The sequence below is a fragment of the Roseovarius sp. THAF27 genome, assembly GCF_009363655.1.
Classification (GTDB): Bacteria; Pseudomonadota; Alphaproteobacteria; order Rhodobacterales; family Rhodobacteraceae; genus Roseovarius.
Genome location: NZ_CP045393.1, coordinates 741,941 through 767,581 on the forward strand (window position 1 = coordinate 741,941; position 25,641 = coordinate 767,581).

Genomic DNA, 25,641 nt, shown 5'->3' on the forward strand with positions numbered 1-25,641 from the left:
CCATGACCCGCCTCGACGCGCGCGACATCGAAATCCTGAAGGTCCTGGCCGAGGATGGGCGGATCACCAAGTCAAAGCTGGCCGAGCGCGTCGGCCTGTCCGCATCGCCCTGCTGGGAGCGGCTGAAACGGCTGGAGAAGGAAGGGCTGATCGAGGGCTACCGCGCCGAGATCGCGCTGCGGAAACTTGGGCCGCACGTGACCGTGTTCGTGGCCGTTGAACTGACCGATCATACGGCCGCGACATTCCGCATTTTCGAGGATGCCGTGCAGCAATATCCCCAGATCGTCGCGTGCTGGGGCATCGGCGGGGGCTATGATTACCTGATGCAGATCGTCACCCCCGACATCAATGCCTACCAGCGGCTTGTCGACCAGATGCTTAACGATCGGATCGGGATGGCGCGGTATTTCAGCTATGTGGTGACCAAGCCAGTCAAGGGCCCGAGCGCCCCGCCATTGGATGTGATTCTGGGTCGGCAGTAGATTTTTCTGCGCTCTCCTGGGCTTGCAGAAAAATCATCTTCCAAGCCGGGGTCATTCAGGCTCACCCATTGCCCAAACCATATAAAACCTCCGCAAGTCAAAGGAGGAAACCATGCCCGACTCGTCTTTGCGACTGATCGAAGACCTGCGCCTCGTGCGCAACTTTTCCTATGTCGGCGGCAAATGGGTCGCCGCTGCCGATGGCAGCACCCTGACCGTGACCGACCCTGCCGATGGCGCCGTGGTCGGCGAGGTTGCGAGCCTTTCCGCCGAAGAGAGCGGTGACGCCGTCACCGTCGCCCAGAATGCCTTTCCCGGGTGGTCGTCCAAGCTGCCGCAGGACCGCGCCGCGATCCTGCGCCGGTGGTTCGACCTGATAATCGAGAACCGAGAGGATCTGGCCCGCCTGATGGTCGCCGAACAGGGCAAACCCCTGTCCGAGGCGCGGGGTGAAATCGACTACGCCGCGTCCTTCGTCGAATTCTACGCCGAAGAGGCCAAGCGCCCCAACATCGAGGGCGTCACCAGCCACCTCAACACAGCCGAGGTCGAGCTGTGGCTTGAACCCGTAGGCGTCGTCGCGCTGATCACGCCGTGGAACTTCCCCTCGGCCATGCTCACCCGCAAGGCCGCCGCGGCGCTTGCCGCCGGCTGCACCATCGTCGCGCATCCCAGCCACGAGACGCCGTTCTCGGCGCTGGCTCTGGCCGAACTGGCCGAGCGCGCAGGCGTCGAGCCGGGCGTGTTTAACGTGGTCACGGGCCGCGCCTCGACCGTGGTGCCGCCTTGGACCGACGACTCGCGGGTGCGGGCGCTGTCCTTCACCGGCTCGACCGAGGTCGGCCGACTGCTCTATCGCGCGTCCGCAGAGACCGTGAAGAAGCTGGTGATGGAACTGGGCGGTCACGCGCCGGTCATCGTGTTCGACGATTGCGACCTCGACCATGCCGTCGCGGAAACGATCAAGGCCAAGTTCGCCACCTCCGGTCAGGACTGCCTGGGCGCGAACCGCATCTATGTCCAGCGTGGCATCTACGATGAATTCTGCACGCGTTTCACCAACGCGACAAAGGCGCTGACGATTGGCGTCGGCATGGATGACTGCGACCTCGGACCGCTGATGAACGAAGGCGCCGTGGCCAAGCAGGAAGCGCATGTCGCCGACGCACTGGAGAAAGGCGCGAAGCTAGCCTGCGGTGGCAAGCGCAATCCGCTCGGCCGTCTGTTCTATGACGCGACCGTTCTGACCGACGTTCCCGACGAGGCCGAGATCATGCGCGAGGAAACCTTCGGACCCGTCGCACCGATCACGCCGTTCGAGACCGAGGACGAGGCCATCCGGCGTGCCAACGACACCGAGTACGGCCTTGTGGCTTATGTCCACGCCCACGACCCGCGCCGTATCTACCGGCTCAGCCGTGCGCTGCAATTCGGCATGGTCGCGGTCAACCGCACCAAGGTGACGGGCGCGCCGATCCCGTTCGGCGGGGTCAAGCAATCCGGCCTTGGCCGCGAGGGCGCGCGAAAGGGCATGGAAGAGTTCATGGAAATCAAATACGTCTGCCGCGATTGGGGCTAAGGAGAATACGAATGCTTAAGAACGACCAACTGGACCAGTGGGACCGCGAGAACTTTTTCCATCCCTCGACCCACCTGGCGGAATTCGCCCGGGGTGAGGCCCCGCAGCGCATCGTGACCGGCGGCTCCGGCTGCCATATCGAGGATCGCGACGGCAACCGCCTGCTCGACGCCTTTGCCGGGCTCTACTGCGTGAACGTGGGCTACGGCCGGCCCGAGATTGCCGACGCCATCGCCGAACAGGCGCGCGAGCTGGCCTATTACCACGCCTATGTCGGGCACGGCACCGAGGCCGCGATCACGCTGGCCAAGATGGTGCTGGACCGCGCGCCGGACCACATGTCGAAAGTCTATTTCGGCCTGTCGGGATCGGACGCCAACGAGACCAACATCAAGCTGGTCTGGTACTACAACAACATCCGCGGGCTTCCGCAGAAGAAAAAGATCATCTCGCGCTGGCGCGGCTATCACGGCTCGGGCCTGATGACCGGCTCTCTGACCGGTCTGCACCTCTTCCACCAGAAGTTCGACCTGCCGCTGGCGCAGGTGCTGCACACCGAAGCGCCCTATTACTATCGCCGCGCCGACGTGAACCAGACCGAGGAACAATTCGTCGCCCATTGCGTGGCCGAGCTGGAAGCGCTGATCGAACGCGAGGGAGCCGACACCATCGCCGCCTTCATCGGCGAACCCGCCCTGGGCACCGGGGGCCTCGTGCCGCCGCCCGCAGGCTACTGGGCCGCGATCCAGGAGGTGCTGGCCAAGCACGACATCCTGCTCATCGCCGACGAGGTCGTCACCGGCTTTGGCCGCTTGGGCAGCATGATGGGCTCGGACCATTACGGCATCAAGCCCGACATCATCACCATCGCCAAGGGCCTGACCTCGGCCTATGCGCCGCTCTCCGGCTCCATCGTGTCCGACAAGGTCTGGAAAGTGCTGGAGCAAGGCACGGATGAGAACGGTCCCATCGGCCACGGCTGGACCTACTCGGCGCACCCCATCGGGGCCGCCGCCGGTGTCGCCAACCTCAAGCTGATCGACGAGTTGAACCTCGTGCAGAACGCGGGCGAGGTGGGCGCCTACTTCAAGAAGGCGCTGACCGAGGCCGTGGGCGACCATGCCCATGTCGGCGAAGTGCGTGGCGAGGGGCTGCTCTGTGCCGTGGAATTCGTCAAGGACCGCGACGACCGCGTATTCTTCGACGCCTCGGAAAAGGTCGGCGCACGGCTGGCCGGTGAACTGGTCAAGGAAGGCGTGATTTCCCGCGCCATGCCGCAGGGCGATATCCTTGGCTTCGCGCCGCCCTTCTGCATGACCCGCGAAGAGGCCGACGAAGTGGCCACCAAGCTGGGCAAGGTCGTGAAGTCCGTGCTGGGCTAAGCCCGCCCCGACGCAGACACAAAGGCCGCGCCATCCCGGCGCGGCCTTTTCGTGTCCACCGCTGTTTCGCTACTCCGCCGGCGCGAACCCGGTGATCAGCTGTTTCAGCCCCAGCGCCGCCCCGGTGAAGATCGCCAGAAACGCCACCGGCGCGGAAAAGGCCAGCACCGAAAAGGCCGAGACCCCCTGTCCGATGCTGCACCCCACCGCCAGGATCGCGCCCGGCCCCATCAGGGCCGCGCCGAAGATCTGGCGCTTCAATTCGCGCGGGTCTTCACAGGCTTCCCACCGGAAATGCCCCTTGAAGAGCGACCCGATGAAGGCGCCCACAACCACGCCCAGTACCGAGCCCACGCTGAACGACAGGCTGTTGCCCGAGGCGGTCATCGCGTAATAGATCGTGTCGCCGATGGGCGCGGCGAAGGAATGCGTCTCGATCGGTTCGGCCTCGAACCCCGTCATGGCCACCCAGTAGGTGCCGACCCAGCCAAGGATCACGGCGCACCCGACGACAGCGGCCCAGAACACCATGCCGGGCGAGCGCAACATTCTGGCGCTGGCCAGCGAGACTACCAGGATGCCACCTCCCAGGATCAGTCCGCTCAGCGCGGGGCCGATGCCCAGCTGCGCCTGGGCCAACTGGCTGAACCCTTGCGGCGAACGCGCGCCTTCCTCGACCGTGAAAAGCCAGACGCGGAAATGGGCCAGCGGCCCGGACATCACCAGGTAGGCCGACAGCCCCATCACGATCACGATCACGAAAGACCGCAGGTCGCCGCCCCCCAGCCGCGCCAGTGCGCCGTAGCCGCAATTGCCCGACAGCGCCATGCCATAGCCGAACATCAGCCCGCCGACGATGGTGCCCAAAGGGTTCCAGACCCTATCGAGATACGCGGTGGCGGTTCCGTCCATCAAGCCTCCGGCCATGGCGAAATGCGTGCCTATGATGGCCACGCCGATGGCGATGCCCCACATGCGGATGCGGCGGTCGTCCGAGGAATAGAGCACGTCCTCGATTGCGCCCAGCGTGCAGAATCGCCCCAGCCGCGCGGCCAGCCCCAGGGCCAGACCACCCAACAGCCCGATCAAGGCTGCGCTATTGGCTTCGCCCAGAACGTCCAGCATCTTGGTTCCCGTTTAACGACCGGAACCTCTCCTCAATCCCGGTCAGTCTTCCCTGCAAAAGAGGTCATAGACGACCTCCATGATTTGCCGCGGTCTGTCGTCTGTCAAGCTGTAGTAGATCGCCTTGCCCTCGCGCCGGGGCGTCACCAATCCTTCCAGCCGAAGCCGGGTCAGCTGCTGCGAAACCGCCGCCTGACGCGCCGATAACAGGTCTTCCAGTTCCGTCACCGACTTCTCGCCCGAGGCAAGATGGCACAGGATCATCAGCCGCCCCTCGTGGCTGATCGCCTTCAGGAAGTTCGACGCCCGCTGGGCGTTTTTCATCATCTTTTCCATGTCCTCGGCGCACATGTTGGCGTCAAGCACCGGCAGCCGCGTTTCGGACTCGGATGCGTCGGAAGAATTCTGGGGATCGAGTGTCATGGGTTTCGTCAGCCTGTTTTTTCGAGGTCGATGCGCGCCTCTTCCAGCATCTTGCCGAGCAGACCCCAGAAAAAATCCTCTCCGGGATATCCTTCGATCCGGCCCAGCTCGGTGCCGTCCCGGACGAGGATGAATGTCGGCGTAAATCGGACGCGCCGGACGAATTCGACATCCGGCGTTTCATAGTAAAGCTCGTAGCGGCGCAAAGGGGCCGCTTGTCCTTCGGGGGTTTTCGGATACTTCGCCGAAACCTCCTTGTTCCATTGGGCGCACCAGTAACACCCCTCTTCCTCGGCCATGAGTAGATAGGTCTCTGCCAGCAGAGGCGCCGGAAGCCAGGTCAGGAAAACCAGCAGGAATGCTCTGATCGCTGCCACGTGAAACTCCGATTGACGGCTTGCTAAAACCGATCATAATCTAATATTCGAATATTTCAAGAAAATGCGGTGGATCTGAGAATGTTTGACGTAACGATCTACGGGGCGTTGATTGCAGGGTTGTTGTCGTTCCTGTCGCCCTGCATCCTGCCGATCGTGCCATTCTACCTCAGCTACCTGGCGGGCGTGGGCATGAACCAGATCACGGCAGAGGCCGAGATTTGCCGCGGGGTGCGTGTGCGCGCCTTTCTCGCGGCGTGTTTCTTCGCGCTCGGCGTGATCACGGTCTTCGTCGGGCTGGGCGCCTCGGCGACCGCCTTCGGCCAGCTGGTGCAGGATTATTTCGACATCCTGCGCTGGGTCGCGGCGGCGATCATCATCGCGATGGGCCTGCATTTCCTCGGCGTCGTTCGGATCGGCATCCTGTACCGCCAGTTCCGCGCGGATGCGGGCGACACCAGCAACGTGGGTCTTGCCGGCGCCTTCGTCATCGGTCTCGCCTTCGCCTTCGGCTGGACGCCCTGCGTGGGCCCCGTGCTGGCGGCGATCCTGTTCACCGCGGCGGGGCAGGACTCCGCCTCGCAGGGCGCGCTGCTGCTCTTCGTCTACGGCCTCGGCATGACGCTGCCGTTCATCGCGGCGGCGCTCTTCATCGGCCCGTTCATGCGGTTCATGGCGCGGTTCCGCCGCCACCTTGGCCTGGTTGAAAAGATCATGGGCGCGCTGCTGATCCTGTTCGGCGTACTGATCGCGACCAACTCGGTGAACATCATTGCCCAGTGGATGCTTGAAAACGTCCCCTGGTTCAGCACAATCGGATAAATCGGAGGATTCACCAGATGACCAGATTTTTCGCTTTCGCCTTCGCGGCGCTGATCGCGCTGCCGGTCTTCGCCGCAGAGATAGGCGACGACGGCCTGCACAAGGCACCCTGGATGCGCGACACCTTCAAGGACCTGGGCGACGACCTCGAAGAGGCGACCGCCGAAGGCAAGCGCCTGCTCGTCCTGATCGAGCAGCGCGGCTGCATCTACTGCACCAAGATGCACGAGGAGGTGTTCGTCGTCCCCGAGATCAAGCAGTTCATCGAAGAGAATTACTTCGTGGTGCAGATCAACATGTTCGGCGATGTCGAGGTCACCGATTTCGACGACGAAGCGATGCCCGAGAAAGCGGCCGTGCGCCGCTGGAATGCCATGTTCACGCCGACGATGATGTTCTTCCCCGAAGAGTCCGACGGCGAGCTGCCCGCCGACGAACTGGCGGTGGTCACGATGCCCGGCGCGTTCGAGAAGGGGACCACCCTGAACCTGCTGCGCTGGGTCGTCGAAAAGGGCTATGAAACCGATGAACCGTTCCAGAAATACCTGGCACGGAAACTGGCGGAATAGCCGCGTGAATTGCTGCATGCGCACGGCCATCTGCCGGGTTTTTCTGCGAAAGCGAACAGATTTAAAAATTCACTTACTTGAATTTGTTGTTGCGTGAATCGGTTTTGTGTGTGCAAGTATAAGCTAACTGTCATACGGGAGGGCACATGACACGTTTAACTGCATTTGTATCCGCAACTGCGCTTTTCGCCACCGTTGCGGCTGCGGAAACCATCGCACCCCAGGATGTAGACTACGTCGATGGTGCGGTTGAAACTTCGCTGACCGGCCAGCCCGGCGACCCCGAGGCGGGCGCCGTTCTGATGAACAAGGGGGCGGGCAACTGCGTTGCCTGCCACATGATCTCTGACCAGTCGCAGCTTCAGTTCCACGGGGAAATCGGCCCGCCGCTCGACGGCGTCGCCGACCGCTGGAGCGAGGCGGAGCTGCGCGGTATCGTGGCCAATGCCAAGGTCATGTTCGAAGGCACGATGATGCCGGCCTTCTACAAGGTCGACGGCTTTACGCGCCTCGGCGACGCCTATACGGGCGAAGCGCATGAGGGCGAGGTCGAACCGCTGCTGACCGGCCAGCAAATCGAGGATGTCGTCGCCTACCTGATGACGCTCAAGTACGAATAACTCAGATACCTGGAGGACAAGATGGAACTGAATCGCCGAAAGATGCTGGTGCTCGGCACCGCAGGCGCAGCCGTGACGGCCTTCGGCGCGCTGCCGGCCTTCGCGTCGGCCACCGAAGATGCAATCGCGAAATTCACCGGCGGTGCCGACGTGGGCGAGGGCGGTGTCGAACTGACCGCGCCTGAAATCGCCGAGAACGGCAACACCGTGCCGATCGAGGTCAGCGCCCCGGGCGCCGTCGCCATTTCGATCTTTGCCGATGGCAACCCGACGCCGCCCGTGGCCACGTTCAAGTTCGGTCCGCTGGCCGCGTCGCAATTCGCGTCCACCCGGATCCGCCTTGCCGGCACGCAGAACGTCATCGCCGTCGCCGAGATGGAAGACGGCTCGTTCAAGCAGGCATCGGCAAACGTCAAGGTCACCATCGGCGGCTGCGGCGGCTGAACAGAGGACAAGGAGAACAGAACATGGCCGAAGGTGTAAAACCCCGCGTCAAGGTCCCGAAAAAGGCAAGCGCCGGTGAGACGATCACCATCAAGACGCTGATCAGCCACCAGATGGAAAGCGGTCAGCGCAAGGACGATGACGGCAACGTCATCCCGCGCTCGATCATCAACCGCTTCGTTGTCGATTTCAACGGCGAGAACGTGATCGACGTCCAGATGGAACCGGCGATCTCGACCAACCCGTTCTTCGAGTTCGAGGCGACCGTGCCCGAAACCGGCGACTTCAAGTTCACCTGGTACGACGATGACGGCTCCGTCTATGAGGAAACTCAGACGGTTACGGTCGGATAAGGCGCCGCGGAGCGTCAGGGAGTATAACATGACAAAAGCGACTGTAACGGGTGGACGTTTGATCATGGCAGCAGCCGCCAGCGCGTTCGCGCTGGCCGCCTATGCCGGACCCGACGAAGACGAACTGGTGGTCAACGAAGATATCGAGATGGTCACCAAGACCGACGCGCCGGATCATGTCGACGCTTTCGACACGATCTATTCGGGCTGGCGCTTCCGCTCGGACGAGACGCAGGCGGTGCAAACGGACGATTTCGACAACCCGGCGATGCTCTGGGTGGAACAGGCGCGTGAGGTCTGGAACACGGCGGAAGGGTCCGAGGGCAAGTCCTGCGCATCGTGCCACAACGACGTCGACAGCATGGCCGGCGTCAAGGCCGTCTATCCCAAGTGGAACGAGGATGCCGGCGAAGTTCGCACGATCGAGATGCAGATCAACGACTGCCGCGAAAACCGCATGGGCGCCGAGCCGTGGAAATACGCCGGTGGCGACATGACCAACATGTCGGCGCTGCTGGCCTCGGTGTCGCGCGGTATGCCCGTGAACGTGGCAATCGACGGTCCGGCCCAGTCCACCTGGGAAAAGGGCAAGGAGATCTACTATACCCGCTACGGTCAGTTGGAACTTAGCTGCGCCAATTGTCACGAAGACAATTATGGCAACATGATCCGCGCCGACCATCTCAGCCAGGGCCAGATCAACGGCTTTCCGACCTACCGACTGAAGAACACCAAGCTGAACGCCGTGCATGCCCGCTTCAAGGGCTGCATCCGCGACACCCGGGCACACACATTCTCGCCCGGCAGCCCGGAGTTCGTGGCGCTTGAGCTTTACGTCGCCTCGCGCGGCAACGGCCTCAGCGTCGAAGGACCGTCGGTCCGCAACTGAACTCAATTCAAGGCTCCGTCGCACAGGCGGGGCCTTTTTCATCTGCGCTACATTCAAATATGCGCATATGTCTTGAAGGATGAGCACTCATGATTTCGCGCAGGGATTTCCTACAGGTCGGCATGGCGGCATCGGCGCTCGTCGGAGCCTCGGGCTTTGGCAACTGGGCCAGGCTGGCCGCGCAACAGTCGCTGACCCAGGACCAGCTCTTGCAGTTCGACACGTTCGGCAACGTGTCCCTGATCCACGTCACCGACATCCACGCGCAGCTGAAGCCGATCTATTTCCGCGAACCCTCGGTCAATATCGGCGTGGGCGAGAACAAGGGCGAGGTGCCCCATGTCACCGGCGCCGATTTCCGCCGCCTCTACGGGATCGAGGACGGCAGCCCCAGCCATTACGCGCTCAGCAGCGGCGATTTCACGTCGCTGGCCCGTGAATACGGCCGCGTCGGCGGGCTGGACCGCGTCGCGACCGTCATCAACGCCATCCGCGCCGACCGCCCCGACGCCATCCTGCTGGATGGTGGCGACACGTGGCACGGCTCCTACACCTGCTATCACACCCAGGGCCAGGACATGGTCAACGTGATGAACGCGCTCAAACCCGATGCGATGACATTCCACTGGGAATTCACGCTGGGGTCCGATCGCGTGGCCGAGCTCGTCTCCTCTCTCCCGTTTGCCGCGCTCGGCCAGAATATCTTCGACGCCGAGTGGGACGAACCCACCGATCTCTTCCCGCCCTACACGATGTTCGAACGCGGCGGCACCAAGATCGCGGTGATCGGGCAGGCGTTCCCCTACATGCCCATCGCCAACCCCGGCTGGATGTTCCCGGAATACGCCTTCGGCATCCGGGACGAGCATATGCAGGAAATCGTCGATCAGGTCCGCAGCGAGGGCGCGGAATGTGTCGTCGTGCTCAGCCATAACGGCTTTGACGTGGACAAGAAGATGGCGACCGTGGTCAGCGGCATCGACGTGATCCTGTCGGGTCACACCCACGATGCGCTGCCGGAACCTGTCCTGTCGGGCGAGACGCTGATCATCGCCTCGGGCAGCAACGGCAAGTTCGTCAGCCGCGTCGACCTCGATATCCGCGATGGCCGGATGATGGGCTACCGCCACAAGCTGATCCCGATCTTCTCGGACGTGATCGAACCCGACGCGGAAATGACAGCACTGATCGACGAACAGCGCGCGCCTTACGAAGAGCAACTGTCGGAGGTGATCGGCCAGACCGAAAGCCTGCTCTATCGTCGCGGCAACTTCAACGGCAGCTGGGACGACCTCATTTGCGACGCACTCCTGTCCGAGCGGGACGCCGAAATCGCGCTAAGCCCCGGCGTGCGCTGGGGCCCGTCCCTGATCCCCGGTCAGGACATCACCCGAGAGGATATCTGGAACGTCACCTCCATGACCTATGGCGAGGCCTATCGCACGGAAATGACCGGCGAATTCCTCAAGGTCGTGCTGGAAGACGTGGCCGACAACATCTTCAACCCCGACCCCTATTACCAGCAGGGCGGCGACATGGTCCGCACCGGCGGCCTTGGCTACAGCATCGACGTCAGCAAGCCGCAGGGCGAGCGGATCAGCAACATGACCCTGCTCAAGACGGGCGAGCCGATCGACCCGTCGCGCAACTACGTCATCGCCGGCTGGGCCTCGGTCAACGAGGGCACGGAAGGGCCGCAGATCTGGGACGTGGTCGAAAGCCACATCAGGAAAATGGGCACCGTCACGGTGCAGGAAAACGACAGCGTCGAAGTGACGGGCGTCTGAGCATTCATCAAGGGAGCGTTCAGCCATGAATGATCTTTTCAAATCCCCCTCCCGCCGCGCTTTCCTGCGCGGCAGTGCGGCTGCGGTCGCGGGTTCGGTGGCCGGGGCGGCCTCGGCACAAGAGCCCGATCCGCTGATCACCGAGATTCAGGACTGGGCCGCGATCACCGGCGAGGGTGTCGACGAAACCCCCTATGGCCTGCCGATCCGGTTCGAGGATGACGTGGTGCGCCGCAACGTGCCGTGGCTGACCGCCGACCCGATCAGCTCGATCAACTTCACGCCGATCCACGCGCTCGACGGCACGATCACGCCGCAAGGCTGCGCGTTCGAGCGTCACCATTCGGGTGCCATTGAACTGGCCAAGGAAGATTACCGCCTGATGATCAACGGTCTGGTCGACAAACCGCTGGTCTTTACATACGCCGATCTGGAACGCTTCCCGCGCGAAAACCACGTCTACTTCTGCGAATGCGCGGCCAATACCGGCATGGAATGGGCGGGCGCACAGCTGAACGGCGTGCAGTTCACCCACGGCATGATCCACAACATGGAATATTCCGGCGTCCCCCTGCGCACCCTGCTGGAAGAGGCAGGGCTGGATGCCGCCGGCGATCTTTCGGACAAGTGGGTCTATGTCGAAGGCGCCGACGCGTCCTCGAACGGGCGGTCCATCCCGATGGAAAAGGCGCTGGACGACTGCCTCGTCGCCTTCAAGGCCAATGGCGAGGCGCTGCGAAAGGAGCACGGCTACCCCGTGCGCCTCGTCGTGCCCGGCTGGGAAGGCAACATGTGGGTCAAGTGGCTGCGTCGGATCGAGGTCATGGACGGCCCCGTGGAAAGCCGCGAGGAGACGTCGAAATACACCGACGTCCTGGCTGATGGCACGGCCCGCAAATGGACCTGGGTCATGGATGCCAAATCGGTCATCACCTCCCCCAGCCCGCAATCGCCCATCTCCCACGGCCCCGGCCCGCTGGTCATCTCGGGCCTTGCCTGGTCCGGCCACGGCAGGATCACCCGCGTCGATGTCTCGCGCGATGGCGGCATGACCTGGGAAACCGCCCGCCTCGGCACGCAAGGCGACAGCAAGGCGCTGACCCGCTTCTACCTCGACACCACCTGGGACGGCGAGGAGATGCTGCTTCAGGCCCGCGCGATGGACGAGACGGGCTATGTCCAGCCCACCAAGGCGCAGCTGCGCGAGGTGCGCGGCGAGAACTCGATCTACCACAACAACTGCATCCAGACCTGGCATGTCAAAGCCAACGGGGAGGCCGAAAATGTCGAAGTTTCTTAAGATTTTCGCACCCGCCGCCGGCGGCGCCGCAGGCGTCCTGACGATGGCTTATGTGCTGGCTGACCAGTTCGTCGTCGACATCCCGTCGATCACGCCTGCGCTCGTGTCGCAGGCCAACGCGGCCTCGACCGATGCTGCGGATGAAACTCAAGCTGCCGCAACCGAAACGCCGGAAGGCGGCTTCGGTCTGGGTCGCGAAGCACTGCCCGAGGAAATCGCCGCTTGGAATGTCGACGTCCGCCCCGGCGGCATCGGCCTGCCCGAGGGCCGCGGCGACGTGGCAACCGGCGAACAGGTCTTTGCCGAAGCCTGCGCCGTCTGCCACGGTGACTTCGCCGAGGGCGTCGGCAACTGGCCGGTGCTGGCCGGCGGCTTCGACACGCTCGACGACAAGGACCCGGTCAAGACCGTCGGCTCCTACTGGCCGTACCTGTCGACCGTCTGGGATTACGTGCACCGCTCCATGCCCTTCGGCAACGCGCAGTCGCTCAGCCCCGATGAGGTCTACGCCATCACCGCCTACATCCTTTACTCCAACTACCTGGTCGAAGACGACTTCGAGCTCAGCCACGAGAACTTTGCAGAGGTCGAGATGCCCAACGCCGATGGCTTCATCGTCGATGACCGCCCGGAAACCGAATACACCATCTGGCGGACCGAGCCCTGCATGGAAGGCTGCAAGGACAACGTCGAGATCACCATGCGCGCCTCCGTCGTCGACGTGACGCCCGAGGAAGACGGCGCCGAAGAGCAAGCCGCCGCCGAGCCTGCCGCCGAAGACGCGGCGGAAGAGATCGAGATGGCCGCCGCAGATCCCGAACCCACCGAGACTGCCGCGCCGGCGGCTGACGAAAGCACCGCCCCCGATCCCGAGTTGGTTGCTGCAGGCGAAAAGGTCTTCCGCAAGTGCAAAGCCTGTCACATGGTGGGCGAAGGCGCCAAGAACCGCGTCGGCCCGGTGCTGAACGGCGTCATGGGCGCGACCATCGGCGGCCACGACGACTTCAAGTATTCCAGCGTCTTCGAGGAAGCCGCCGCCGAAGGCCGGGTCTGGGACGACGCGGCGATGGCCGAGTTTCTCGCCGCGCCGAAAAGCTACATGAAAGGCACCAAGATGAGCTTTGCCGGACTGAAGAAGGAAGAGGATATCGACGCCATCATCGCCTATCTGCAAAGCTTCGGGGACTGACCGAATGCCGGTCGGACTGCGCGCTCTTTCCCTCAAACTGGCGGCAGGCCTGCTGGCCTGCGCCATCCCCGCAGTCGCGGAAGAGGGCGACCCGGAGGCCGGCAAGGAAATCTTTCAATATTGCTCCGGCTGTCACCAGGTGGGCAAGGGGGCCGAGCATGGCATCGGTCCGCACCTCAACGGCCTTTTCGGCCGGAAAGCGGCCACGCAAGAGGGTTTTCCATATTCCGAGAGCTTCAAGCGCGCCGGCACTGGCGGCCTGGAATGGCACGCCGATACACTCGACGTGTTCCTTGAAAATCCCGCCGCAATCGCGTCGGGCACACGGATGAGCTTTGACGGACTCGAGGACCCGCAAGAGCGTCTGGACCTGATCGCCTATCTGCGGCGCTTTTCCGACAACCCCCGCGACATTCCCGAGGCGGACCCGACCATCCGGGGCATGGACCACGACGTCGCCCCAGAAATCCTCGCGCTTGTGGGCGACCCGGAATATGGCGAATATCTCAGCGGGGAATGCGTCGCCTGCCATCAAGCCGGTGGCGCCAATGACGGTATCCCGTCTATCGTGCTCTGGCCGGAGGAGGACTTCGTGGTGGCCATGCACGCCTACAAGAACAAGCAACGCAACCATCCGGTGATGCAGATGGTCGCCGGGCGCCTGGGCGATGAGGAGATCGCCGCACTGGCCGCCTATTTCGGCCAACTGACGGAACAATAAAGATAATAATACCTTAGGGAGGACTAAACATGACACTCGACAGACGGACTTTCCTCGGAACGACAGCCGCGGCCGCGACAGTGCTCGCGGCGCCGAACGTGCTGGCGCAGGGCGCGGGCAAGCCGCGCGTCGTCGTGATCGGCGGCGGCGCGGGCGGCGCCACGGCGGCGCGCTACATCGCCAAGGACAGCGACGGCGCCATCGACGTCACGCTGGTCGAACCGACGCGCACCTACTTCACCTGCTTCTTCTCCAACCTCTATCTGGGTGGCTTCAAGGAGATCAGCGATATCGGCCACACCTATGGCACCATCGCCGCCAGCGGCGTGAACGTGATCCACGACTGGGCCGTCGATGTCGACCGCGACGCCAAGACCGTGACGCTCGCCGGTGGCGCGACGCTGCCTTACGACAAGCTGATCCTCAGCCCCGGCATCGACTTCGTCGACGGCGCTGTCGAAGGCTGGGACATCAGCGCCCAGAACGCCATGCCCCATGCCTACAAGGCCGGCTCGCAATCCGAACTCCTGCGCGCCCAGCTCGAGGCGATGCCAGAGGGCGGGACGTTTGCCATGGTGGCCCCTCCGAACCCCTACCGCTGCCCCCCGGGCCCCTACGAGCGCATCTCGATGGTCGCGCATTTCATGAAGGAGAACAACCCGACCGCCAAGATCATCGTGGCGGACCCCAAGCCCAAATTCTCCAAGATGTCGCTCTTCCAGGAAGGCTGGAACAAGCATTATCCCGGCATGGTCGACTGGATCGGCGAGGAGTTCGGCGGCGGCAACGTCTCGGTTGACACGGCGAACATGACCGTCACCATCGACGGCGAGGAAACCAGCGTCGACGTCTGCAACGTCATCCCCGCGCAAAAAGCGGGCCGCATCGCCGACATGGCGGGCGTGACCGATGGCAACTGGGCGCCGGTGAATGCCGCCGACATGTCCACCAAGGCCGATGCGGATGTCTACGTGCTGGGCGACGCCGCGGCACAGGGCGACATGCCGAAATCGGGCTTCGCCGCCAACAGCCAGGCCAAGGTCTGCGCCAATGCCGTGCGCGGCGCGTTGACCGGGTCCAAGGTGTTCCCGGCCAAGTTCTCGAATACCTGCTGGTCGCTCATCGCCACCGATGACGGCGTCAAAGTTGGTGCGACCTACGAGGCAACCGAAGAGAAAATCGCCAAGGTCGACGGCTTCATCAGCGAAACCGGCGAGGATTCCGCCCTGCGCAAGGCGACCTACGAAGAGTCCGAAGGCTGGTACACCGGCATCACCACCGACATGTTCGGCTAAGCCAACGCGCCGTCCCGGCTTTGATCTCGCTCAAAGACCGGGGCGGCGCCCCCGTGCGAAAACCAACCGACACCGAGGAGGACCGACCATGAAACCCGTGATTCTGACGGCTGCCCTGGCCTTTGCCACCGCCGCCCACGCCGAAGCCCCGATCACCACGGCCTACGAGGGTTCCTTCGATGACGCGGCCTTTGCCGTGGAGACCGCGATAGTGGGGCAGGGGCTGGTGATCGACTATGTCAGCCACGTGGGCGAAATGCTCAACCGCACGGGCGAGGACGTCGGCAGCGATGTCTTGATCTTCAAGGAAGCGGACATTTTTATCTTCTGCTCGGCCGTCGTGTCGCGCGAGGTTATGGAGGCCGACCCGATGAACCTTGCGCACTGCCCCTACGGCATCTTCGTGGCCGAGGATCCCGAGGGTGCCGTGACGATAGGCTACCGCGACTACCCTGATGGTCCGATGGAAAAGGTCGAGGCACTGCTGGCCGAGATCGTGAAAGAGGCGACAGAGAACTGATGAACTACCAGGAATTTTTCCGCTCCGAACTCGACGGGTTGCGGGCCGAAGGCAACTATCGCGAATTCGCCGAACTGCAGCGGCGGCGCGGCCAGTTTCCGCAGGCGAATTGCTATAACGGCCCCGAAACGGTGACTGTCTGGTGTTCGAACGATTATCTGGGCATGGGCCAGCACCCGGTCGTGCTCGAGGCCATGCACGATGCCCTCGACACCACCGGCGCCGGGGCAGGGGGCACGCGCAACATTTCCGGTACCACCCACGCCCATGTGCAGCTCGAGGCCGAACTGGCCGATCTGCATGGCAAGGACAGCGCGCTCCTCTTCACCTCCGGCTACGTCTCGAACTGGGCCGCGCTGGGCACATTGGCGTCGCGCATTCCGGGGCTGGTGGTCTTGTCCGACGCGCTCAACCACGCCTCGATGATCGAAGGCATCCGTCACAGTCGCGCCCAGAAAGTGATCTGGAAACACAACGACCTCGCCGATCTCGAGGCCAAGCTGGCGGCCCTTCCTGCCAACGCGCCCAAGATGATCGCCTTCGAGAGCGTCTACTCGATGGACGGCGACATCGCCCCGATCAAGGAGATCTGCGATCTGGCGGACAAATACGGCGCCATGACCTATCTCGACGAGGTGCACGCCGTCGGCCTGTATGGTCCGCGCGGCGGTGGTATCGCCGAGCGCGAGGGACTAATGGACCGCCTGACCGTGATCGAGGGCACGCTGGGCAAGGCGTTCGGCGTCATGGGCGGCTATATCGCCGCCTCGACCGAGCTGTGCGATTTCGTCCGCTCCTTCGCCTCGGGTTTCATCTTCACCACCGCCCTGCCGCCCTGCGTTGCAGCCGGCGCCGCCGCCGCTGTGCGCCACCTGAAGAACAGCAGCGAGGAGCGCAGCCAGCAACAGGCCCGCGTGGCCGAAGTGCGTGCCCGGCTCGACGCCATCGGCCTGCCGCATATCGAGAACCCCAGCCACATCATCCCGGTGATGGTGGGCGATCCGGTCAAGTGCAAATACATCTCGGACGTCCTGATGCGCGACCACGGGATCTACATTCAGCCGATCAACTATCCGACCGTGCCCAAGGGCACCGAACGGCTGCGCATCACGCCCTCTCCGGTTCACTCCGCCGAGGATGTCGAGCGGCTGATCGGCGCCCTCGAAAAGCTCTGGGCGCAGTGCCAGCTTGCCCGGCTGCCCATCGCGGCCCAGTGATCGGAAAAATATTCCGCGCACACGAAAAATAGGAAAATCCGTTTCGCCGGACCGTCCCCCGATGGTCCGGCGTTGTAACGTTTTCCGCGTTCCGGAACGTTGTTTCGCCATTGCTGGCAAAGCCGGAACAATGCTCTTCGCCCTGGGCTTTGACTCGCGCGATATCACACCAGATAAGGACGGATTACCTGAATCAGGACGTGACCCATGCTGCTCGACTCCCTGCCGTTCGACCTGCCCGCGCAATCCCTGCATCTTCTGCTTGGCGCGCTCTTGGGCCTTGCCTTCGGTGTTGCCGCCCAGATCTCGCGCTTTTGTCTGCGGCGTGCCGTGGCGGGTGAAAACGGCGTGGACCGCTCGGCGCTCTCGGTCTGGCTGGTCGCGCTTGCCGTGGCCATCGGCGGCATGGCCCTGGCCGGGGTCATGGGCTGGGTCGAGCTTGGCGACCACCGCTACCTCTCCAGCAGCGTGCCGGTCGCAGCGATCGCCCTGGGCGGGCTCGCTTTCGGCATCGGCATGGTGCTCACACGCGGCTGCATGTCCCGCCTGACCGTGCTTGCCGGCACGGGCAACCTGCGCGCGGTCAGCGTCATTGCGCTTTTCGCCATCGTCGCCCACGCAACGCTCAAGGGCGTTCTGGCCCCTCTGCGCACTTCCCTCGGTGCGATCCAGTATGACTTCGGCATCGGCAGCCTCGCGTCTATTCCCGGCGTGGCGCCCGCCGTGGCACTGGGGTTGCTGGCCGTCGCAGTCCTGCTCGCGCACCGCTCCGGCGCCCGCGTCCTGCACCTTGTCATGGGCGCGGTGATCGGCCTCGTGGTCGTCGCGGGCTGGGCCGGAACCTCGGTGCTGCTGCTGGATGATTTCGACCCGCTGCCCGTCCAGTCGATGGCCTTCACCCTGCCATGGACCGACACACTGTTCTACGCCATCGCCTCCACCGCCGTGCCCGCGGGCTTCGGCGTCGGTGTGATCGGCGGGGTCATCGTCGGCAGCTTCCTCAGCGCCGCCGCGCGCGGCGAACTGGCCCTGCAAAGCTTCGGGTCCCCCGTGCAAACGCTGCGCTACAGCGCGGGCGCGGTGCTGATGGGCTTCGGCGGCGTGCTGGCCGGTGGCTGCACCATCGGCGCGGGCCTCAGCGGCGGCGCGAACCTCAGCATCGCCGCCCTGCTGGCGCTCGGATTCATCGTGCTTGGCGCGGTTGTGGCCCGCGGCGTCCTCGCGCCGCGCGGTGTCGCCGTTCCTGCCGAGTAAGCCCTACTCGAACTCCATCTGCTCAAAGACCCGGCCCGCATTCTTGGTTGCCAGTTCCTCATATGTATGCAGATGTTTGTATGGCGTCTGGTCGACGTAGTAGGCATCGGCCAAGCTGCCGCCTTCCTCCAGATGGGCGCCCACCTTTTCCCGCAGGTAAATCAGGTAGTCACGCGTGTATCGCCGCACCTGCGCCATGTTGGTCGGGTGCCCGTGGCCGGGGATCACATACGTCGCCTCCAGCGGCTCGAACGCGGTCTCCCATGTTTCCAGCCAGTCCTTCGTGATCGTATCGTCGAAGATCGGCAGCATCCGTTCGTGAAACGCCATGTCGCCCGCGATCACCAGGCCCTGCTCGGGCAACCAGACCGAGATATCGCCGGGGCTGTGCGCCGGCCCCAGGTGCAAGACCTCGATCCGGAAATCGCCCAACTCGATGATCTTCTTGTCCTCGAACGTCTCGGTGGGCCCGGCCAGCACCGTGCCCTCGGCCTTGTCGCGGTTATACTCCTCCATCCGCCGCAGGATCTGGGCGCCGTATTCCTCGAACTCCTCGGCGGCATCCACATGCGCCAGGATCGGTACGCCCTGTTCGGCCCAATAGGCATTGCCCAGCATCGCGTGGCCCTGGCCGTTCTCGTTGATCACCAGCTTCACCGGCTGATCGGTGATGCGCTTGATCTCGTCGTGCAGGGCCTCGGCCAACACATAGGCGGCCCCGCCATTCACCACGACAACGCCATCGCCGGTGACGATGAAGCTCAGGTTGTTGTTATGCCCGGTGTTTTCATAGGTCGGCGGCGCGGTGGCACCGATGGCCGACCAGACATGCGGGATCACCTCGACCGGCTTGGAATAAAGCGGCGAGCCGGGATACTGATCGGGTATGTTTTCATCGGCCAGCGCGGGGGCCGTGCCGAGGGCGACAAGACAGGCTGTCAGGACGCGCATCACGCATCCTTTCCGACGAAACGATAGCCGGTCCCGGATGTTTCCGCCCGGCCCACGCCGCCGCCCGGCAGGTGGAACCCGATCAGGGTCATGTCGTCGGCGGTCAGCCGGTCGAACAGCGTCTTGCGGGTCGCCACGGCCAAGTCCGGGTCCTGGTCCGATCCGCTGGGCCAGTCGGGCCGGGCGAAGGCGACGTGGTGGTTAACGATCGCGTCGCCGATGACCATTGCCGCCTCGCTGCCGCGACGCAGTTCGAAACTCATATGGCCCGGTGTGTGACCGGGGGTCGAGACCGCCGCGATACCGGGCAAGACTTCCTGTCCGTCATCGAAGAACTCGACGACGTCCTCGATCGCCTCCATCCGGTTCTTGGCGCCCACGGCGAAGGCGGCGCGCGCCTCGTCGATGGTGTTCACGGTCTCGGGGTCCCACCAGTAATCCCACTCGGTGCGGCCCATCATGTAGACGGCGTTGGAGAACAGCGGATCTCCGAAATCGTCCAGAACGCCCCAGATGTGATCGGGATGCGCGTGGGTGAACACCACGTGGGTGATATCCTCCGGGGCAAGGCCCGCAGCCTCCAGGCTCGCTGGCAACTCGCCCGCGCTGGGCATGAAGTTCGACCCGGCGCCGGCATCAAACAGCACGGTGTTGGTGCCGTCGCGGTAAAGCGTCAGGTTGCATTCGGGGCGCAGCTCGTCGCGGCTCTGGCCGGTGGCCTCCAGGACTTTCTGCAATTCCTCCTGCGGCATCGGCTCGAACAGGAAGTCGCCCGGCAGCACGAGGTGGCCGTCGCTGACGGTCGTGACCGTCGCATCGCCAAGGGACATGTCCGCCAGGCTCCAGCGCGGCAGTGCTGCCGCCAGGGGCAGGGCGGCGCCGGTCGCCATCAGGTGGCGTCGGGTCAGTCGCATGATATTCCTCCCAGAAATTCTCTTATAGGAATATGTGCGAATGTTGGGCGCAGCGCAAGCGCCGCGGTGTCAGGCGGCCGGTTTCCACTTGATCGAACAGCCGACCGATGCGACCTGGTCGCGCGGGCCTTCGCCGGTGTCCGCGACCTGTTTCATCGCCTCGAAAAGTTCCCGTGGCGCGTCCTCGGGCGCGGGCGACATGCGCGACGCATCCAGCCGACCGCGATATTGCAGCCCGCCCTTGGCATCGAACCCGAAGAAGTCCGGCGTGCAGGCGGCGTGATACGCCCGCGCCGCCGACTGATCCTCGTCATGCAAATAGGGGAAGGGCAGGTCTTCTTTCTCTGCCATCCTGACCATGTTCTCGAAGCTGTCGTCGGGATAGGCTTCGGCATCGTTGGAGCATATGGCGGCCACGCCGATGCCGCGCGCCTGCAACTCCCTGGCGTCCCGCTTGATCCGGTCCAGCACCGCCAGGACATAGGGACAATGGTTGCAGATGAACATGATCAGCGTGCCGCGCGGGCCGGACACGTCATGCAGCGTGTAACGCAATCCGTCCGTCCCGGGCAGATCGAAATCCGGCGCAGGCCAGTGGAAGTCACATACGGGCGGGGTGTTCGCGGCCATGTCGTCCTCCGAAGCTGTGGCGGGGACAGTCTCGCCCAACCGCGGCGTCGAGGCAACGGGGTGGATGCGCCGCACTCAGCGAAAGACGAAGGGCGGGTCGGGATCGTTCATGCCATCGGCATCCCAGCGGTCCGGCTGGGTCAGCCCGCGCGCCGCGAGCATGTCGAGAATGCGCTTGTCGATCGTGTCGATCAGGCGTCCGAACTCCATTTCGTCGCGAACGAGTTTCGCCACGTCCTGCGCGATCATCACCCGTTGCTTCGCCAGCAATTCGCCGATCCAGTGGCGCGAGGTCTCGGCCAGAAACTTGACCGACGCCATCATCAGCTCGCGCAGCCTGTCGGTATCGAGCTCGACCTTGTCCAGGCAATCCAGCGATCCCTGCTTGATCGACTCGATCGCCACATCGGTGCGCATCCGGTTCGACATCATCACCACGGCCGCCGCGAAATTCTTCGGGTGATTCTGCACCATCCTCTGCGCCGCCAGGCCATCGCTGTCCGGCAGAAGATAGTCGATCAGGACAACATCGAAACTGTCCGCATCCAGCGCCGCGGAAAACTCGTTGATCGAGGCCGCGGTGACGGCGTTGACGGGCAGGCCCGTCGATTCCAGCGAGCGCGTCAGCCGTTTCTGGTCGAACGGGTCGTCGTCCAGAATCAGAACATCGAAACAATCGCCGCGCCGGGCGCCGTGCAAGCCGGGCACGGGAAGCGCCTGAGCGACCATTGTCTCGGTCGGGATCGGAGAAACAGAGGCCATGGTGCACCTTTCTAACTCAAACGTCCTGGATACCTGGCCCCACGCTACCCGCGCGATCGTTACCGGAGCGTTACTCGTGGACCGGGCTGTATCGCTGATTTTAACGATTGCGGCGCCGCGGCCCCGGCACCGTTCACGAAATGGAAAGTCCACTGTGGCAATGTCGCTGCTCACCTGCATGAGAACGAGGAAAGTGGGCAATCGTGTCGAAAGACCTCCCAGACGATCCGCTCGGTACGGTCCGCGAGGCGGAGGACCTGCTTTATATCGTGACCCACGACCTCAAGGCGTTTGCCCGCGCCATGCGCACCATTCCGGACTGGATCGACGAGGATCTGGCCAGCCAGGGCGTCGCCATCCCCGCCGATACGCGCGAAAACATCGACATGATGCGGGACTACGCGCACAGGTTGGATGATGCGATGACCGCACTGACCGAGCTGTCCCGCGTGCGCCGGCGGGCCGATCCGCCTGCTGCCCACGACCTTCAGGCTCTCGTCACCGAGGCCTGCGCGCGTTTGCCTGCCACGCCCAGGCTCTCGTGCGACATAGCCTGCAACGATGTCTTCGTTCTGGGGCCCGCGAACGATCTGATCAGGCTCTTCGACGCGGTGTTGGGCAATGCCGCGGTCCATCACGACCGCGATTTCGGCAAGCTGCGCGTCACGGCCGCGCCGGGCCTGGGGCGGATTCACGTCACCGTGGCCGATGACGGCCCCGGCATATCGCCCGAACAGTACGAGACGATCTTCAAACCGCTCTCCACCCTTCGCCCCAAAAGCGAAACAGGCCATGCCGGCGTGGGCCTCGCCATCGCGCGCAAAGTCGTGCGCAGCCTCGGCGGCGAGATCGCCGTCGGTCCCACCGACGCGCCCCGCGGGCTGTGCCTGCGCTTCGACCTGCCGCTGGCGACCGCCCCGGCCTAGACCGCGCCGCACGCTTTGTCTGGCCAATCGGGCCGCCGGCTTGCTATCACCTTGCCATGTTGTCGCTCCTTCGCGCCCGTTGGCTGGTCATCGTCCTGTTCCTGCTCGCCGTCGCTGCGGCGGCCGGCGGGGTCTGGCGCTACGGCTATTCCCAGGGGCTGACGCAGCTGGCCAAGCAGGGGCGCGCCGACCTCGCGCTCGCCGCCGACCGCTTCACCGGCGAGATGCGGCGCTATCGCGAACTTGCGGTCCTGATGTCCGATCATCCGACCCTGGCCGCGCTGACCGGCGCCGGGCGCGACCTGCCCGCGGCGACCCGACTGCTGCAGGCGGCCGTGGACAAGAGCGGCGCCGCCGGCCTGATCTTCACTGACGCGACCGGCGCCGTCCTGGCGCAGGCCGGCGCGGTTACACTGAACCCGCAGGGCAGTGCCTATTTCCGACGCGCGATGCAGGGGGCCTTGGGCTCGTTCTTCGGCCGGCTCGGCCCCGAGGGGCGCCGCGTCTACGCCTATGCCGCCCCGTCCTTTTCCGGCGCGGGCGCGATCCGCGGCAGCCTCATCGTCGTGGTCGACATCTCCGAAATCGAGTGGGGCTGGATCGGGGGGCAGCCGGTTGTGTTCTTCACCGACATTGACGGGCGGGTGTTCCTGTCCAACCGTGCCGAGATCATCGGATGGCGCCTGTCGCCCGGCTCGGTCGGGCTGGTCTCGCCCGACAGCGACGCGCCGGTCGGCGCACCGGAGCGCCGGCTCGCCGAAATCTGGGACCTGTCCCAGGGGGCCTACCTGCCCGAGCGCGCCCTGCACCTGGCCAGCCCGAAGCCGGTGATCGGCATGACCGGCCACGCGCTGATGGACGTCGCCGCCGCCGCGCGGGTCGCAAACCTGCAGGCGGCGGTGTTCGCCGCCATCTGCCTCGCCTTCGGAGCCGTGCTGCTGCTCCTGGCCGAACGGCGCCGGACCCTGAGCATCGCCAACGCACAGCTTGAAACCCGTGTCGCCGACCGCACCGCGGAACTGTCGCAGGCCAACGCCGCGCTGCGCCGCGAAGTGGCAGAACGCAAGGAGGCCGAGGCGGCCCTGACCCGTGCCCAGGAAGAGCTTGTGCAGGCCGGCAAGCTGAATGCCCTGGGCCAGATGTCCGCGGGGATCAGCCACGAACTGAACCAGCCGCTGATGGCGATCCAGCAATTTGCCGACAATGGCGCGGCCTTCCTCGACGCGGGCAAGACGCGGCCGGCGCGGGCCAACATGACCCGCATAGCGGACCTTGCGGCGCGGGCCGCGCGGATCATCAAGAACCTGCGCGCCTTCGCCCGGAACGAGGCGGAGCCGGCGGGCAAGGTCGATCTTGGCGCCGTGATCGACACCGCGGTGGAACTGACCGAACAAAGGCTCGCGCAGGAAAACGTGTCGCTCGACTGGCGGCGTCCGGCCATCTCCGTGCACGTCCGCGCCGGCGAGGTCCGCCTTGGCCAGGTCTTCGTGAACCTGATCAACAATGCCGTCGATGCCATGGCGGGACAGGCCCGCAAGCGCATCGAGATCTCTCTCGTCCCCGGTGCCCGTCCGACGGTGACCGTGCGCGACACCGGCCCCGGCATTTCGGACCCCGCCAAGATATTCGAGCCGTTCTACACCACCAAGGAGGTGGGCGGCGAGGATGGCCTTGGCCTTGGCCTCTCGATTTCCTACGGCCTGGTCGAAAGTTTCGGCGGGCGTATCAGCGGCAGCAACGCGCCCGATGGCGGCGCGATCTTTCGCATCGAACTGGATCCCTGGCAGGAAGAGGTGGCGGCATGAGCACCGATGTCCTGATCGTCGACGATGACGCCGCCGTGCGCGAGGCGCTGGCCCAGACGCTGGAACTGCATGACCTTGCGCCGCGTGTCGCCGGGTCCTTCATCGAGGCCAAGGACCATATCACGCCGGACTTTCCCGGCGTCATCCTGTCGGATATCCGGATGCCGGGCCGCGATGGCTTCTACCTGCTGGAACATACTCGCAAGACCGATGCCGACCTGCCCGTCATCCTGCTGACCGGCGAAGGCGACATTCCCATGGCGGTCCGCGCGATGGGCAAGGGGGCGTTCGATTTCCTGGAAAAGCCCTGTGCGCCCGACGCCCTGCTGCCCGTGCTGACCCGCGCCCTGCAGACCCGGGCGCTGGTGCTGGAAAACCGGCGGCTGAAGCGCCAGCTGGAAACCGGCGATGCGGCGGCGCGGATGCTTTTCGGGACATCGAAACTGGCCGAGGACCTGCGCGAACGCGTGCGCCGCGTGGCGGCCATGGGCACCGACGTTCTGGTCAGCGGCCCGCCCGGCGCCGGCATCTCGAAGGTGGCCGAGGTGCTGCACCTGATGACGCCGGCGGGGCGGGGGCCCTACGTCAAGCAGCCCGCGGCGGCGCTGGATGTCGACGCGCTCGACGAGGCGCTGGCCGCCGCCCGGGGCGGCAGTCTCTTCATCGAGGAGATCACCGCCCTGCCGCCGCCATCGCAGCACGCGCTTCTCGATCGGCTCGAGGACGGGGCCGAGGCGCGGCTGATCGCCGGAACCACCACCGATCTCGCCAGGACCGCCCAGGACGGGCGGTTCTACCCGGAGCTTTACTACCGGCTCGACGTGGCGCCCGTGCGCATCCCGGCCCTTTCCGAGCGGCCCGAGGATATCCCGGTGCTGTTCCGCCACTACGTGGCCCAGGCCGCCGAGCAATCCGGCATCGCCGCGCCCGATATCGCCCCCGATCACCTGGCCCGCCTGATGGCGCAGGACTGGCCCGGCAACGCACGCTCGCTCATGAGTGCCGCCATGCGTTTCGTCCTCGGCATGCCCGACGAGGTCACCCGCGCGGCCGACCTGGGCCTGTCCGAGCAGATGGCGCAGGTCGAGCGGTCGCTGCTGATCGCGGCGCTGGGGCGCCAGAACGGACGCGCCTCCGAGGCCGCAAAGGCGCTGAAGCTGCCGCGCAAGACGTTCTACGACAAGCTCGCCCGCTACGGGATAAAGCCCGAGGACTACCGCCGCGGCGAGGGCTGACGCGGCATCCGTGCCACAGACCCGGGCCTTGGTGCCCGGATCGGCAAACGGTGATTCCGCGCACAGA

Annotated in this window: 27 protein-coding genes; 20 read left to right on the forward strand and 7 right to left on the reverse strand. The window is 64.6% G+C overall.

Annotated features, from left to right (window positions below; genetic code table 11):
* Positions 1 to 2: 2 nt before the first annotated feature.
* The 3 genes from FIU89_RS03800 (at position 3) to FIU89_RS03810 (ending at position 3,446) form a co-directional block, all read left to right on the forward strand.
* Entirely contained in the window at positions 3 to 485 is a 483-nt protein-coding gene (locus FIU89_RS03800; RefSeq protein WP_152491360.1) for an Lrp/AsnC family transcriptional regulator, read from the forward strand.
* A gap of 112 nt (positions 486 to 597) precedes the next feature.
* Positions 598 to 2,064, forward strand: coding sequence for an NAD-dependent succinate-semialdehyde dehydrogenase (locus FIU89_RS03805; RefSeq protein ID WP_152491361.1), 1,467 nt, complete (start codon positions 598 to 600; stop codon positions 2,062 to 2,064).
* Positions 2,065 to 2,075: 11 nt separating this feature from the next.
* A complete protein-coding gene (locus tag FIU89_RS03810) occupies positions 2,076 to 3,446 on the forward strand; it encodes an aspartate aminotransferase family protein (RefSeq protein ID WP_152491362.1) in 1,371 nt (456 codons plus the stop codon).
* 69 nt (positions 3,447 to 3,515) lie between these two features.
* Here FIU89_RS03810 and FIU89_RS03815 read toward each other — a convergent pair whose 3' ends face one another.
* The 3 genes from FIU89_RS03815 to FIU89_RS03825 all read right to left on the reverse strand — a co-directional run bounded on the left by FIU89_RS03815 (position 3,516) and on the right by FIU89_RS03825 (position 5,371).
* A complete protein-coding gene (locus FIU89_RS03815; RefSeq protein ID WP_152491363.1) occupies positions 3,516 to 4,571 on the reverse strand; it encodes a YeeE/YedE family protein in 1,056 nt (351 codons plus the stop codon).
* Between the two features lie 42 nt (positions 4,572 to 4,613).
* Entirely contained in the window at positions 4,614 to 4,922 is a 309-nt protein-coding gene (locus FIU89_RS03820) for a helix-turn-helix transcriptional regulator (RefSeq protein WP_254701854.1), read from the reverse strand.
* 80 nt (positions 4,923 to 5,002) lie between these two features.
* Entirely contained in the window at positions 5,003 to 5,371 is a 369-nt protein-coding gene (locus tag FIU89_RS03825; protein WP_254701784.1) for a hypothetical protein, read from the reverse strand.
* An 81-nt stretch (positions 5,372 to 5,452) separates the two neighbouring features.
* Between FIU89_RS03825 and FIU89_RS03830 the strand changes: the two genes are divergently transcribed.
* From FIU89_RS03830 to FIU89_RS03895, 14 genes are all read left to right on the forward strand, one after another.
* Positions 5,453 to 6,193 (forward strand): cytochrome c biogenesis CcdA family protein, encoded by a 741-nt coding sequence (locus FIU89_RS03830; RefSeq protein WP_152491364.1) that lies wholly within the window; start codon positions 5,453 to 5,455, stop codon positions 6,191 to 6,193.
* Positions 6,194 to 6,210: 17 nt separating this feature from the next.
* On the forward strand, positions 6,211 to 6,762 hold the full coding sequence (locus FIU89_RS03835; protein WP_152491365.1) for a thioredoxin family protein: 552 nt from the start codon (positions 6,211 to 6,213) through the stop codon (positions 6,760 to 6,762).
* Between the two features lie 146 nt (positions 6,763 to 6,908).
* Positions 6,909 to 7,382, forward strand: coding sequence for a sulfur oxidation c-type cytochrome SoxX (gene soxX, locus FIU89_RS03840; protein WP_152491366.1), 474 nt, complete (start codon positions 6,909 to 6,911; stop codon positions 7,380 to 7,382).
* A 21-nt stretch (positions 7,383 to 7,403) separates the two neighbouring features.
* A complete protein-coding gene (gene soxY / locus FIU89_RS03845) occupies positions 7,404 to 7,826 on the forward strand; it encodes a thiosulfate oxidation carrier protein SoxY (RefSeq protein ID WP_152491367.1) in 423 nt (140 codons plus the stop codon).
* A gap of 23 nt (positions 7,827 to 7,849) precedes the next feature.
* Entirely contained in the window at positions 7,850 to 8,179 is a 330-nt protein-coding gene (soxZ, locus tag FIU89_RS03850) for a thiosulfate oxidation carrier complex protein SoxZ (RefSeq protein WP_152491368.1), read from the forward strand.
* A 64-nt stretch (positions 8,180 to 8,243) separates the two neighbouring features.
* Complete coding sequence (gene soxA / locus FIU89_RS03855; RefSeq protein WP_152494390.1) at positions 8,244 to 9,068, forward strand: sulfur oxidation c-type cytochrome SoxA; 825 nt, start codon at positions 8,244 to 8,246, stop codon at positions 9,066 to 9,068.
* A gap of 89 nt (positions 9,069 to 9,157) precedes the next feature.
* Positions 9,158 to 10,855: a thiosulfohydrolase SoxB gene (soxB, locus tag FIU89_RS03860; RefSeq protein ID WP_152491369.1), complete on the forward strand. Its 1,698-nt coding sequence runs from the start codon at positions 9,158 to 9,160 to the stop codon at positions 10,853 to 10,855.
* A gap of 25 nt (positions 10,856 to 10,880) precedes the next feature.
* Positions 10,881 to 12,155 (forward strand): sulfite dehydrogenase, encoded by a 1,275-nt coding sequence (gene soxC / locus FIU89_RS03865; protein WP_152491370.1) that lies wholly within the window; start codon positions 10,881 to 10,883, stop codon positions 12,153 to 12,155.
* Positions 12,139 to 13,344 (forward strand): c-type cytochrome, encoded by a 1,206-nt coding sequence (locus FIU89_RS03870; protein ID WP_152491371.1) that lies wholly within the window; start codon positions 12,139 to 12,141, stop codon positions 13,342 to 13,344. Before soxC ends, FIU89_RS03870 begins: the two co-directional genes overlap by 17 nt.
* A gap of 4 nt (positions 13,345 to 13,348) precedes the next feature.
* Positions 13,349 to 14,065: a c-type cytochrome gene (locus FIU89_RS03875; protein WP_152491372.1), complete on the forward strand. Its 717-nt coding sequence runs from the start codon at positions 13,349 to 13,351 to the stop codon at positions 14,063 to 14,065.
* Positions 14,066 to 14,094: 29 nt separating this feature from the next.
* Positions 14,095 to 15,360 carry an NAD(P)/FAD-dependent oxidoreductase gene (locus tag FIU89_RS03880; RefSeq protein ID WP_152491373.1) on the forward strand — a complete coding sequence of 422 codons (1,266 nt, stop codon included), beginning with the start codon at positions 14,095 to 14,097 and terminating at the stop codon, positions 15,358 to 15,360.
* A gap of 88 nt (positions 15,361 to 15,448) precedes the next feature.
* Entirely contained in the window at positions 15,449 to 15,880 is a 432-nt protein-coding gene (locus tag FIU89_RS03885; protein ID WP_152491374.1) for a DUF302 domain-containing protein, read from the forward strand.
* A complete protein-coding gene (gene hemA, locus FIU89_RS03890) occupies positions 15,880 to 17,097 on the forward strand; it encodes a 5-aminolevulinate synthase (protein ID WP_152491375.1) in 1,218 nt (405 codons plus the stop codon). The genes FIU89_RS03885 and hemA overlap by 1 nt, the downstream gene beginning before the upstream one ends.
* A 207-nt stretch (positions 17,098 to 17,304) precedes the next feature.
* A complete protein-coding gene (locus tag FIU89_RS03895) occupies positions 17,305 to 18,351 on the forward strand; it encodes a YeeE/YedE family protein (RefSeq protein WP_152491376.1) in 1,047 nt (348 codons plus the stop codon).
* A 3-nt stretch (positions 18,352 to 18,354) separates the two neighbouring features.
* Here the strand turns inward: FIU89_RS03895 and FIU89_RS03900 are convergent, their stop codons facing one another.
* From FIU89_RS03900 to FIU89_RS03915, 4 genes are all read right to left on the reverse strand, one after another.
* On the reverse strand, positions 18,355 to 19,302 hold the full coding sequence (locus FIU89_RS03900) for an MBL fold metallo-hydrolase (protein WP_152491377.1): 948 nt from the start codon (positions 19,300 to 19,302) through the stop codon (positions 18,355 to 18,357).
* The gene (locus FIU89_RS03905; protein WP_152491378.1) at positions 19,302 to 20,216 is read right to left on the reverse strand and encodes an MBL fold metallo-hydrolase; all 915 of its coding nucleotides are present in this window, start codon (positions 20,214 to 20,216) and stop codon (positions 19,302 to 19,304) included. The genes FIU89_RS03900 and FIU89_RS03905 overlap by 1 nt, the downstream gene beginning before the upstream one ends.
* Positions 20,217 to 20,285: 69 nt before the next feature.
* Entirely contained in the window at positions 20,286 to 20,846 is a 561-nt protein-coding gene (locus FIU89_RS03910; RefSeq protein WP_152491379.1) for a thioredoxin family protein, read from the reverse strand.
* A gap of 75 nt (positions 20,847 to 20,921) precedes the next feature.
* Complete coding sequence (locus FIU89_RS03915; RefSeq protein ID WP_172978019.1) at positions 20,922 to 21,608, reverse strand: response regulator; 687 nt, start codon at positions 21,606 to 21,608, stop codon at positions 20,922 to 20,924.
* A gap of 203 nt (positions 21,609 to 21,811) precedes the next feature.
* Between FIU89_RS03915 and FIU89_RS03920 the strand changes: the two genes are divergently transcribed.
* Genes FIU89_RS03920 through FIU89_RS03930 form a run of 3 tightly spaced genes read left to right on the forward strand, consistent with a single transcriptional unit; the run spans position 21,812 to position 25,574 of the window.
* Positions 21,812 to 22,534 (forward strand): ATP-binding protein, encoded by a 723-nt coding sequence (locus FIU89_RS03920; RefSeq protein WP_152491381.1) that lies wholly within the window; start codon positions 21,812 to 21,814, stop codon positions 22,532 to 22,534.
* A gap of 56 nt (positions 22,535 to 22,590) precedes the next feature.
* A complete protein-coding gene (locus FIU89_RS03925) occupies positions 22,591 to 24,339 on the forward strand; it encodes an ATP-binding protein (RefSeq protein WP_152491382.1) in 1,749 nt (582 codons plus the stop codon).
* Positions 24,336 to 25,574: a sigma-54 dependent transcriptional regulator gene (locus tag FIU89_RS03930; protein ID WP_152491383.1), complete on the forward strand. Its 1,239-nt coding sequence runs from the start codon at positions 24,336 to 24,338 to the stop codon at positions 25,572 to 25,574. Before FIU89_RS03925 ends, FIU89_RS03930 begins: the two co-directional genes overlap by 4 nt.
* The last annotated feature ends 67 nt before the right edge of the window (positions 25,575 to 25,641 follow it).